Origin of the sequence: Rhizobium sp. BK049, assembly GCF_014193135.1 — a bacterium.
Taxonomy (GTDB): Bacteria; Pseudomonadota; Alphaproteobacteria; order Rhizobiales; family Rhizobiaceae; genus Rhizobium.
Map to the genome: position 1 here is coordinate 18,140 of NZ_JACHYV010000043.1, position 11,345 is coordinate 29,484.

Consider the following 11,345-nt stretch of genomic DNA (forward strand, 5'->3'; position numbering starts at 1 on the left):
CTGCGATCGCTCGGCGGATTATTCGCCCATCTTGTAGTCGAGGAACCATTTCTTGTTCAGTGCGTCGAAGGTGCCGTCAGCCTTCAGCGCTGCGATCGCGGCGTTGATGGGAGCGACGAGATCGGAACCCTTCGGGAAGATGAAGCCGAAGTCCTCGGTGCCGAGCGGCTCTCCGACCACCTTGAGGGCGCCGTTCGAAGAATCGACATAGCCCTTGGCAGCGACGCTGTCGGTGAGGACGAGATCGACGTCGCCTGTTTTCAGGGCTTGCACGGTTGCGCCGAATGTTTCGAAAAGCTTGATGCGCGGGTTCTGTTCGTTGCCGTCGAGGATTTCATAGACGGCTGTGTAGAAAGGCGAGGTGCCGGGCTGGGCGCCGATCAGGCCTTCCTTGAATTCACCAAAGGACTTGGCGTCGGTGAAGCGCTTCTCGTCGCCGCGCACCAGCATGAATTGCTGCGAGCGCATATAAGGATCGGAGAAATCCACCTTCTGCTTGCGGTCGTCCTTGATCGTGATGCCGGTCATGCCGATGTTGTACTGGCCGTCGGAAACCGCCTGGATCATCGCGTCCCAGCTGGTGTTCTGGTACTCGACCTTGAAATTCAGCCGCTTGGCGATCTCGTTCATCGCATCATATTCCCAGCCGATCGCCTTGCCGGATTTCGGGTCGACGAACTGCAGCGGCGGATAGGCATTCTCGGTGACGACGACGACGGTCTTGCCGCCAAGATCCGGCAGTTCGGCGGCCGATGCGGCAAGCGGCAGAAGAGCAAGGGCGGCAAAGCCAGCAAGAACGGTGCGGCGAAACAACATTGAACGGTTCCCTCAAATGAACGGCAAAAACTGTCACGGAAGATGGGTGTGAGGCAAGGCCGCCGGCTGCGTGGCGAAGCAAAAAATAGAAAAGGCGACCCGAAGGCCGCCTTTCCAGGAATAGAATTTTGCGCAGATCTTATTCTGCTGCCGGTTCCGCTGCGGCGGCTGCTTCAGCAGCGGCCTTGGCTTCGGCAGCTTCTGCTGCTGCCTTTTCGGCGGCGAGCGCCTGGGCGGCTGCAACCTTCTCGGCTTCGATACGGGCCTTCTCCTCGGCGACAGCAGCGCGTTCGGCGTCGTTGAGCTTGCGGGCGCGAACGCCGGTGTCTTCGACGATACGAGCGGACTTGCCGCGACGGTCGCGGAGGTAATAGAGCTTGGCGCGACGGACCTTACCGCGACGAACGACGTCGACGCTTTCGATCAGCGGCGAGTAGACCGGGAATACGCGCTCGACGCCTTCTCCGTAGGAGATCTTGCGGACCGTGAAGTTTTCCTGCAGGCCGCCGCCGGAGCGGGCGATGCAGACGCCTTCATAGGCCTGAACGCGGGTACGGTTGCCTTCCGTAACCTTCACGTTGACGCGGACGGTGTCGCCCGGGGAGAACTCGGGGAGGGTGCGCTTGGCTTCGATCTTGGCGGCCTGTTCGGCCTCAAGCTGCTGGATGATGTTCATCGTCTTAACCTTTGGTTCTTCTGAAACAGCCAGAGCGCTCGACACTGATCCTTTGGGTTAGCCTCAGGATTTTGCCCTTGCGGGCGGGAGCGGATTCGCCATTCTTTGTTTGCTGGCAGACGGGGCTAACCCCATTTCCGCGTGCGCCAATACACGAAAGGCCGGGGCTTGTCATCCCTCGCACGACATTTTTGTGAAAAGGCCGGCGAAATCAGCCGTTTTTCTCGGTTTTAACGCTATCGAGCAAGTCCGGCCGCCGTTCCCGCGTCAGTCGCACCGCTTCCTGGTGGCGCCATTTCTCGATGGCCCCGTGGTTGCCGGACGTCAAGACGGAGGGAATTTCCCGGCCTTCCCACTCTTGGGGGCGGGTATAATGGGGATGTTCCAGCAGGCCGCCCTCGAAGCTTTCGTGCAGGCCGGAAAGATCGTTGCCCATAACGCCGGGCAGGATGCGGATGATCGCATCAAGCAGAACCAGCGCCGCCGGTTCGCCACCCGACAGCACGTAATCGCCGATCGAGACCTCTTCCAATCCGCGTGCCTCGATCACCCGCTGGTCGACGCCCTCGAAGCGACCGCAGACGATGATGACACCGTCACCCGCCGCAAGCTCACGCACGCGCTGCTGAGTCAGCGGCCGCCCGCGCGGGCTCATCAGCAGGCGCGGCCGGGGATCATTCTCACCGCCGCTGTCGATCGCGCGAGCAAGAACGTCTGCCTTCAGCACCATGCCGGCGCCGCCGCCCGCCGGGGTGTCGTCGACGGTGCGGTGTCTATCAGTGGCGAAATCACGTATTTGCACCAGATCCAGCGACCATTGCCCACGCTCCATCGCCTTGCCGGCGAGCGAGAAGCCAAGATGCCCCGGAAACATTTCCGGATAAAGTGTCAGTATGCGCGCCCGGAAAGCCATTACTTCTTCTTTTTCGGCTTGCCCGCAGTGAACTGCGACAGCTCGGGCTCATCGACCAGTCCCGCCGCCAGCGGATCGATCAGCAGCGTACCGGCTTCGAGATCGATTTCCAGCACCGAGGCTTCCGAGAAGGGAATGAGGACCGGGCGCTTGCCCGGGCCCTTGAGCTCCAGGAGATCGCCGGCGCCGAAATCGAATACACCGGTGACCGTCCCGTAGCTGACGCCTTTGTCATCAAGCGCTTCGAGCCCTTCGAGATCGGCATAGTAGAATTCGTCGTCCTCAAGCTCCTCGTCCGGCAGGTTGTCTCGCTCGATATAGAGTTCGAGTCCGTTCAGCGCTTCGGCGGCGTTGCGGTCGTTAATGCCGCGGAAACGGACAACGACGACGTTCTTCATCTCGCGGATTTCGAGGATTTCGAAGCTGCGCCCGTCCATGCTGTGCAGAAGGCCATAATCGCCGAGCGCGGTCGGATCGGCCGTGTAGGCCTTGGCGCGCACCTCGCCCCTGAGGCCCTGTGCGCCGCCGATGGTAGCCATCAAAACCGGGTTTTCAAGCTTTGTCATGGGTTCCTTCATGTGAAGCCGAAAGACAGGTTTCTCATAAACGAAGTGCGGGCGATTGGAAACGAAAACGGGCGGCATGTCGCCATGCCGCCCGCTCGAAAAGGGGATGTCCGGATTATTCCGCGGCGTCAGCAGCAGCTGCTGCGGCGTCGGCGATCTTCTGGGCCTTTTCGGCGGCGCGTTCCTGGGCGCGTTTGCCAGGCTTCGCCTTGATCGGGTTGTTCTTGGCTTCGCGCTTGGCAACGCCGGCTTCGTCGAGGAAGCGCAGGACGCGGTCAGTCGGCTGAGCGCCGTTGTCGAGCCAATGCTTGATGCGCTCGGCGTTCAGCTGAACGCGCTTTTCGTCATCCTTGGCGAGCATCGGGTTCCAGGAGCCGAGATTTTCGAGGAAGCGGCCGTCACGCGGGCTGCGCGCATCGGCGAGAACGACGTGGTAATACGGGCGCTTTTTGGAGCCACCGCGGGCGAGACGAATTTTCAGTGCCATGTTCTTTACTCCTTAGGCTTTTCTAGACCGCTTCGTAAGGCGGTATGGTTATCGGGCTGCGGCGTTCTGTTCAGCGTGGTCCGCAGCGATCTGCTCATGATGCCGGATGACTTCCTTGATGACGAAGTTCAAGAACTTCTCGGCGAAATCCGGGTCCAGATTGGCGGCTTTCGCCAGTTGGCGAAGGCGTTCGATCTGGTATTCCTCGCGCGCCGGATCGGCCGGCGGCAGATTGTATTTGGCCTTCAGCACGCCGACCTCTTTGGTGCAGCGGAAGCGTTCGGCCAGCATGTGCACGAGAGCGGCATCGATATTGTCGATCGACTGACGATAGCTCCCGAGCTGGGCTTTGACGTCCGGATCAATCATGGGGCAAGCGATCCTTTCACTTCTTCTTCGGCAATCCGGGCAAACCCGGGAAACCACCGCCAAGACCCGGCAGCTTGGCGCCGCCGAGGCCAGGCAAACCACCCGGCAAGCCGCCGAGACCGGGCATACCCCCACCCGGTTTTCCCAAACCCGCCGCTTCCGCCTGTTTCTGCAGGGCTTCCAGCTGCTTCGGATCGATATTCGAGAGATCGGGCATGCCGCCCATGCCGCCGAGGCCCCCCAGCCCCATCTTGCCCGCAAGGCCGCCCATCATCTGCTTCATCAGGCCGCCTTTGCCCTTGCCGCCCATCATCTTCATCATATCAGCCATCTGGCGGTGCATCTTGAGAAGCTTGTTGATGTCGGCGGCATCGGTGCCTGAGCCGGCCGCGATTCGCTTCTTGCGCGAATGCTTGAGCAAGTCGGGATTGGCGCGCTCGGCCTTGGTCATCGACTGGATGATGGCGATCTGGCGGCCGAAAAGCTTGTCGTTCAGACCGGCGGCGGCCATCTTGTCCTTCATGCCGGCCATGCCGGGCATCATACCCATGATGCCGCCCATGCCGCCCATCTTCTGCATCTGGCGCAGCTGGTCGGCGAGGTCATCGAGGTCGAACTTACCCTTGGCCATCTTGGCGGCCATCGCGGCCGCCTTCTCGGCGTCGATGTTCTCGGCCGCGCGCTCGACGAGCGAGACGATGTCGCCCATGCCGAGGATACGGTCGGCGATGCGGCGGGGATGGAATTCCTCGAGCTCGCTCATCTTCTCGCCGACGCCGATCAGCTTGATCGGCTTGCCGGTTACGGCGCGCATCGAAAGGGCAGCACCGCCGCGCCCGTCGCCGTCCATACGGGTCAGCACGAGACCGGTGATGCCGACGCGTTCGTCGAAGTTGCGGGCGAGGTTGACGGCGTCCTGACCGGTGAGGCTGTCGGCGACCAGCAGGATTTCATGCGGATTCGATCGCTTCTTGATGTCGGCCATCTCGACCATCAAGGGCTCGTCGATATGGGTGCGGCCGGCGGTATCGAGGATGACGACGTCGTGGCCGCCGAGCTTGGCCGCCTGCACGGCGCGGGCGGCGATATCGGTCGGCGACTGACCCGTGATGATCGGCAGCGTGTCGATATTGGTCTGGGCGCCGAGCTGACGAAGCTGTTCCTGAGCGGCCGGACGGCGCGTGTCGAGCGACGCCATCAGCACCTTCTTCTTATCGCGCGTCGACAGGCGATTGGCGATCTTGGCGGTCGTCGTCGTCTTGCCCGAGCCCTGCAGGCCGACCATCATGACCACGACGGGGGCCGGCGCATGCAGATCGATGCCGACACCTTCGCCGCCCAGCATCTCGATCAGCTCGTCATGCACGATCTTGACGACCATTTGGCCGGGTTTGATCGACTTCAGGATCTCGGCGCCGACTGCCTTTTCACGCACGCGGTCAGTGAAGGAGCGCACGACGTCGAGTGCGACGTCGGCCTCCAGCAACGCGCGGCGAACCTCGCGCAGCGCTGCAGAAACATCGGCTTCCGAAAGCGCGCCACGGCCTGTCAGTCCATTCAGAATGGATCCAAGACGGTCCTGGAGGTTTTCAAACATCGGCTCTTCCTTGATACGTTTCGGGCGGGTTGATCTGCCCGGAAACGTCGTGCTTTTCCTTGACGAAAACAAGACGCAAAGCCAAAAAGCACCCGAGGGCGCATCGCGCTGTCGGGTGTTGACCTCCGGGATCTCGGTGTCCCGGTCGGCGGCTCGGAGTCATGTGGCTCGTCGCGGATTGGCCGCGATAAACAGGAAAGCGGCGGGAAAGTCAAGGCGAATGCGGGCCGATGGACGCATGACCGGCTTTTCGGAGGCAGTGGGACATGGATCCGATAGTTAAATGCCGCTTACAGGCCAATACGCTATTTACGCCAGTTGCAAAATATTCCGCTTGTGATTCTACTTTCTACTTAAGTGCGTCCTGTAAAATGATTCGTGAATATCCTTGATGCCGGATGATCCGGCGGAGATATCGAATGATCAATGCTGATATTGAAAGTTGGGCGCTGGCACGGGCCCATCATATTGTTCTCAACGAAGGCCTTAGTCTTGCAAAAGCGGCACAGGATCTGGATCGCAAACGGTCCCGCTCGCTGGTCTACGAGCTGAGGAAGGTCATCACCGCCGCTATCGTCGAGGCGCATGCGGCGTCCTTCGAAGCCGACGGCGGGCAGCGGTAGAAGACGGACCGCCCGGAGGCTCAGTCGGCTGCGAGGCCTGCATGGCACTCACCCACTGGTAATTCCCTCGCGTTTCCGCCATATACAGCGGAAAGACGGACGGAATGATATTATGAGCGCAACGGTCGAATTCGCGAGGATGAACGGGCTTGGCAACAAGATCCTGGTCGTCGACATGCGCGGACGGCCTGATAAGGTGACGCCCTCGGCGGCGGTCGCGCTCAATGCCGATCCTGAGACCAAGTTCGACCAGATCATGGCGATCCATGATCCAAAGGCCGGCGGCACCGATGCCTTCATCGATATCCTGAACTCCGATGGCTCGAAGGCGCAGGCCTGCGGTAACGGCACCCGCTGCGTCGTGCAGGCGCTTGCCGCAGAGACCGGTCGGAAGGCCTTCACCTTCCAGACGGTCGCCGGGATCCTCAATGCCGTCGAGCACGAGGACGGGACGATCTCCGTCGATATGGGAAAGCCGGTTTTCGATTGGGACAGGATCCCGCTGGCGGAAGAATTTCACGACACCAGCCGTATCGAGCTGCAGATCGGCCCGATCGACAATCCGGTGCTGCATTCGCCTTCCGCCATGTCGATGGGAAATCCGCATGCGATCTTCTGGGTGAATAAGGACGTAATGTCCTATGATCTCGCCCGCTTCGGGCCGCTGCTCGAAAATCATCCGATGTTTCCCGAGCGCGCCAATATCACCCTGGCGCAGGTGACGTCGCCGACATCCGTGACGACACGCACTTGGGAGCGCGGCGCGGGATTGACGCTCGCCTGCGGCTCGGCCGCCTGTTCCGCTGCTGTCAGCGCCGCACGTACCGGCCGCACCGGCCGCAAGGTGACGATCAATGTGGCGAGCGCCAAGCCGCCAGCCGTGCTTTCGATCGAATGGCGCGAGCGCGACGATCACGTCATCATGACCGGTCCGGCCGAATGGGAATGGTCGGGCCGACTCGATCCGTCGACAGGTCTCTGGTCGCGCGATGGTACCCAAGAGGCGGGGGCGCAGTGAGCGGCGTCGAGGTCATTACCTTCGGCTGCCGCCTCAACACATATGAATCCGAAGTGATGAAGGCGCAGGCCGAGAAGGCCGGGCTCAACAACGCCATCCTGGTCAATACTTGCGCCGTCACCGGCGAAGCCGTGCGTCAGGCCCGCCAGGCGATCCGCCGGGCGCGGCGCGACAATCCACATGCCCGCATCATCGTCACCGGCTGCGCCGCGCAGACGGAAAAACAGACCTTCGCCGAGATGGCGGAGGTCGATGCGGTGCTCGGCAACGAGGAGAAGCTTTCGAGCGCCTCCTATCGCAGCCTGCCGGATTTCGGTGTTTCGGCCGAGGAGAAGCTCCGCGTCAACGATATCATGAGCGTCAAGGCGACGGCGCCGCAGATGGTCAGGCACATCGACGGTCATGTTCGTGCCTTCATCCAGGTCCAGAACGGCTGCGACCATCGCTGCACCTTCTGCATCATTCCCTATGGCCGCGGCAATTCCCGCTCGGTGCCGATGGGCGCCGTGGTTGACCAGGCCCGCAAGCTCGTCGACAGCGGGTATCGCGAGATCGTGCTGACCGGGGTCGACGCCACCAGCTATGGCGGCGATCTGCCGGGCGCGCCGACGCTCGGGCTTCTGGCAAAGACGCTTTTGAAACAGCTCCCGGAGATCCGTCGACTGAGGCTATCCTCGATCGACAGCATCGAGGCCGATGCCCATCTGATGGACCTGATCGCCGACGAGCCTCGCTTCATGCCGCATCTGCATCTGTCGCTGCAGCATGGCGACGACATGATCCTGAAGCGGATGAAGAGGCGGCATTCTCGCGCCGACGCGCTGCGTTTCATCGAGGATGCGCGCCGCCTTCGCCCGGAGATGAGCTTCGGCGCCGATATGATCGCAGGTTTCCCAACGGAAACGGAAGAGATGTTCGCCACTGCGGTCCGGTTCGCTGAAGAAGCTGATATCGCGCACCTGCATGTTTTCCCCTACAGCCCGCGTCCCGGCACGCCGGCCGCCCGCATGCCGCAGCACGACCGGTCGCTGGTCAAGGACCGCGCCGCACGGCTGCGCGCCACGGGACATAGGCTGCATCAATCCCACCTCGATGGCATGGTAGGAACCCGGCAGTGGCTGCTTGTCGAAAACAACGGCCTGGCGCATACGGAAAACTTCACGCTGGTCACAGCCGCCGGCCTTCGTCCCGGCGAACTTGTGCCGGTCACGATCACCGGCCACAATGGCAAGCTTCTCGACATGCAATTGACGGCCGCAGCGGCCTGACTTTCACGGAATCCCCATGGCGCTCAGTTTCATCAAAAAGGTCTTCACCTTCGGCAAGCCGGCTGAAGAACCCGTGCCTGAGGCTGTGGAAAGGGAGCTCGAGCAGCGTTCGCGCGACGAAGACCTGCCGATCGCGGATGATCCTGTTCTTCCCGAGGAGATGGATACCGCCGGCGGACCGGCTGCGGATGTCGTGCAGGATGCCGAGGAAGAGCGTGACGATGCCGAGCCAGCGATCCTGCCGGCTCCGGACCAGCTCAGAGATATGGGCGTCGTGCCGCTGTCGCTGCTGGAAGCCGAGGCGGAAGCGGAGGTGAGTGCCGAGAGTGCTGCGGAAGCACCCCCCTCTGTCCCTTCGGGACATCTCCCCCACAAGGGGGGAGATCATTTGGAGTCTGATGCGCCGGCTTCGATCGAAGGGACCGAAGAAGTCGCAGAAGCGCCTGTAGATGAAATTCTACCTGAGATCGATGAGGTGCTGGACGCCTCTGTTCAACCGATCTCCCCCCTTGTTGGGAAGGTGCCCGGCAGCGCAGAGGGGGGTAGCCCCACGGCGGAATCGGCGACCAGCACTCCCATCCTTCCCAAAGGCTTCGCTACCGGCCCGAAGGTCGCCGAACCCGAACCCGTTGCCCCGCAACCCAGACTCAGCTGGTTCCAGCGCCTGCGCAACGGGCTTGCGCGTACGTCCTCGCAGCTCACCGGCCAGATCACCGCGCTCTTCACCAAGCGCAAGCTCGACGACGAGACCCTGCAGGATCTCGAAGACCTGCTGATCCAGGCCGATCTCGGCGTCGAGACGGCGCTGCGCGTCACCGATACGCTCGCTTCCGATCGCTACGGCAAAGATGTGACCGGCGAGGATGTCAGCCGGATCATGGCGTCGGAAATCGCCAAGGTTCTGAAGCCGGTCGCCAAGCCTCTACAGCTCGATCTTTCGCACAAGCCGCATGTTATCCTCGTCGTCGGCGTCAACGGCACCGGCAAGACGACGACGATCGGCAAGCTCGCGGCGAAGCTCTCTGGTGCCGGGCTGAAGGTGATGCTCGCCGCCGGCGATACCTTCCGCGCGGCGGCGATCGAGCAGCTTAAGATCTGGGCCGAGCGGACCAATTCCGAATTCATCGGCACCAAGCTCGGCGCCGATGCAGCCGGTCTTGCCTACGACGCCTTTGAACAGGCCAAGGCAAAAAAATGCGACGTGCTGATCGTCGATACCGCCGGCCGCCTGCAGAACAAGGCCGAGCTGATGGCCGAACTTGAGAAGATCGTGCGTGTGCTCGGCAAGCTTGATCCCGACGCGCCGCACACCGTGCTGCAGACGCTCGATGCCACGACGGGGCAGAATGCGCTGAGCCAGGTCGAGATCTTCCGCAATGTCGCCGGCGTCAACGGGTTGATCATGACCAAGCTCGACGGCACGGCGCGCGGCGGCATTCTCGTCGCGATCTCCGCCAAGCACAAGCTGCCGGTCTATTTCATCGGCATCGGCGAGGGTGTCGACGATCTGGAGCCGTTCGAGGCCGAGGATTTTGCCCATGCCATTGCCGGGCTGGGGCAATGATGCCACAGATATGCCGCCGAAAGCCTGCAAGGCACGGTCGGGAAACAGGTTTTCAGGAATAGCAGGTTCGACGAACGCATGACCACCGAAAGCGATATCACCCCGTCCGCGGCCGACCGCCATCATCCGATGCTGAAACTGGCGCTGGAACTCGGGCCGCTGATGATCTTCTTCTTCGCCAATCTGCGTGGCCAATGGCTGGTCGAAAAATTTCCTGCCCTTTCCGAACTGGGCGGGCCGCTATTCGTCGCCACCGGGCTTTTCATGGCGGCGACGGTGATTTCGCTTGTGGTTTCGAAGATCGTGCTCGGCCATCTGCCGATCATGCCCTTCGTCTCCGGCATCGTCGTCGTCATCTTCGGCTCGCTGTCGATCTGGCTGCAGAACGAGACCTTCATCAAGATGAAGCCGACCATCGTCAACACGCTCTTCGGGGTGGCGCTGCTCGGCGGGCTCGCCTTTGGCCGGTCGCTGCTCGGCTATGTCTTCAACGCCGCCTTCCAGCTCGATGCCGAAGGCTGGCGCAAACTCACCATCCGTTGGGGCATCTTCTTTCTGTTCCTCGCCGTGCTGAACGAAGTCGTCTGGCGCAATTTTTCCGACGATACCTGGGTCGCGTTCAAGGTCTGGGGCACGATGCCGATCACCATCATCTTCACGCTGGCGCAGATGCCGCTGGTGCTGAAGCATAGCCTCAATCCCGAAACGGACGGCGAAAAGTGAGCGCTGCAGACGCCGACTATCGGGTCAGGCATCAGACCTTCTGGTTCGTCGCGTGCCTCGCGGTCCTGGTCGCCCAGATCATCGCCGAACATCTGATGGGCCGCGTGCCGATCTGCGCCTGCGGCTATGTCAAGCTGTGGGAGGGCGGGGTCAATACCAGCGGCAATTCGCAACATCTGTCGGACTGGTACACGCCGTCGCACATCATCCACGGGCTCCTGTTTTACGGACTGAGCTTTCTGCTCCTGCGCCGCAAGCCGCTGATGGCGCGTCTGCTCCTGGCGCTCGTGATCGAGTCCGGCTGGGAACTGCTGGAAAACTCGCCTCTCATCATCGACCGCTACCGCACGGCGACGATCGCGCTCGATTATTACGGCGACAGCATCCTCAATTCGGCAATGGACACCGTCTTCATGTGCCTCGGCTTCTTCTTCGCCTGGCGCGCGCCGGTGGCGCTGACGGTCGCGGTCGCCATCTTCTTCGAGATTTTCACGGGCTATATGATCCGCGACAACCTGACACTCAACGTGCTGATGCTGATCTGGCCAGTCGAGGCGATCAAGGTCTGGCAGGGCGGAGTTTAGGGTCAAGAAAGTCCCCCCAACCCTCCCCCACTGGGGCACCGCCTCGCTAGAGCGGATCATTGCTTATCGGAATCGGTTCTGGATTCCCAAATCAGCAGATTTGTGATTCATGCTGGATGCTGGAATGGAGGCCAGCATCCA

At 61.7% G+C, this 11,345-nt stretch carries 13 protein-coding genes; 6 read left to right on the forward strand and 7 right to left on the reverse strand.

Annotation, left to right across the window (positions count from 1 at the left end; genetic code table 11):
• Positions 1-18: 18 nt before the first annotated feature.
• The 7 genes from FHT70_RS28630 to ffh all read right to left on the reverse strand — a co-directional run bounded on the left by FHT70_RS28630 (position 19) and on the right by ffh (position 5,424).
• Positions 19-816 carry a basic amino acid ABC transporter substrate-binding protein gene (locus FHT70_RS28630; protein ID WP_183706509.1) on the reverse strand — a complete coding sequence of 266 codons (798 nt, stop codon included), beginning with the start codon at positions 814-816 and terminating at the stop codon, positions 19-21.
• A 139-nt stretch (positions 817-955) separates the two neighbouring features.
• Positions 956-1,492 (reverse strand): 50S ribosomal protein L19, encoded by a 537-nt coding sequence (gene rplS, locus FHT70_RS28635; protein WP_085779771.1) that lies wholly within the window; start codon positions 1,490-1,492, stop codon positions 956-958.
• Positions 1,493-1,703: 211 nt separating this feature from the next.
• Complete coding sequence (gene trmD / locus FHT70_RS28640) at positions 1,704-2,405, reverse strand: tRNA (guanosine(37)-N1)-methyltransferase TrmD (RefSeq protein WP_183706511.1); 702 nt, start codon at positions 2,403-2,405, stop codon at positions 1,704-1,706.
• Entirely contained in the window at positions 2,405-2,971 is a 567-nt protein-coding gene (rimM, locus tag FHT70_RS28645) for a ribosome maturation factor RimM (RefSeq protein WP_097598324.1), read from the reverse strand. The genes trmD and rimM overlap by 1 nt, the downstream gene beginning before the upstream one ends.
• Positions 2,972-3,086: 115 nt before the next feature.
• On the reverse strand, positions 3,087-3,458 hold the full coding sequence (gene rpsP, locus FHT70_RS28650; RefSeq protein WP_097598210.1) for a 30S ribosomal protein S16: 372 nt from the start codon (positions 3,456-3,458) through the stop codon (positions 3,087-3,089).
• Between the two features lie 48 nt (positions 3,459-3,506).
• Entirely contained in the window at positions 3,507-3,827 is a 321-nt protein-coding gene (locus FHT70_RS28655; protein ID WP_085779768.1) for a chorismate mutase, read from the reverse strand.
• A 16-nt stretch (positions 3,828-3,843) separates the two neighbouring features.
• Positions 3,844-5,424: a signal recognition particle protein gene (gene ffh, locus FHT70_RS28660; RefSeq protein ID WP_097598209.1), complete on the reverse strand. Its 1,581-nt coding sequence runs from the start codon at positions 5,422-5,424 to the stop codon at positions 3,844-3,846.
• Positions 5,425-5,822: 398 nt separating this feature from the next.
• Between ffh and FHT70_RS28665 the strand changes: the two genes are divergently transcribed.
• From FHT70_RS28665 to FHT70_RS28690, 6 genes are all read left to right on the forward strand, one after another.
• Positions 5,823-6,047 (forward strand): hypothetical protein, encoded by a 225-nt coding sequence (locus FHT70_RS28665; protein ID WP_064805530.1) that lies wholly within the window; start codon positions 5,823-5,825, stop codon positions 6,045-6,047.
• Between the two features lie 112 nt (positions 6,048-6,159).
• Positions 6,160-7,065, forward strand: a complete 906-nt coding sequence (gene dapF, locus FHT70_RS28670) for a diaminopimelate epimerase (protein WP_183706513.1) — start codon at positions 6,160-6,162, stop codon at positions 7,063-7,065.
• Positions 7,062-8,333 (forward strand): tRNA (N(6)-L-threonylcarbamoyladenosine(37)-C(2))-methylthiotransferase MtaB, encoded by a 1,272-nt coding sequence (mtaB, locus tag FHT70_RS28675; protein WP_183706515.1) that lies wholly within the window; start codon positions 7,062-7,064, stop codon positions 8,331-8,333. The genes dapF and mtaB overlap by 4 nt, the downstream gene beginning before the upstream one ends.
• 16 nt (positions 8,334-8,349) lie before the next feature.
• Positions 8,350-9,897 (forward strand): signal recognition particle-docking protein FtsY, encoded by a 1,548-nt coding sequence (gene ftsY, locus FHT70_RS28680; protein ID WP_183706517.1) that lies wholly within the window; start codon positions 8,350-8,352, stop codon positions 9,895-9,897.
• Between the two features lie 78 nt (positions 9,898-9,975).
• Entirely contained in the window at positions 9,976-10,620 is a 645-nt protein-coding gene (locus tag FHT70_RS28685; protein ID WP_097598205.1) for a septation protein A, read from the forward strand.
• Positions 10,617-11,204: a DUF2585 domain-containing protein gene (locus tag FHT70_RS28690; protein WP_183706519.1), complete on the forward strand. Its 588-nt coding sequence runs from the start codon at positions 10,617-10,619 to the stop codon at positions 11,202-11,204. Before FHT70_RS28685 ends, FHT70_RS28690 begins: the two co-directional genes overlap by 4 nt.
• Positions 11,205-11,345: the final 141 nt, after the last annotated feature.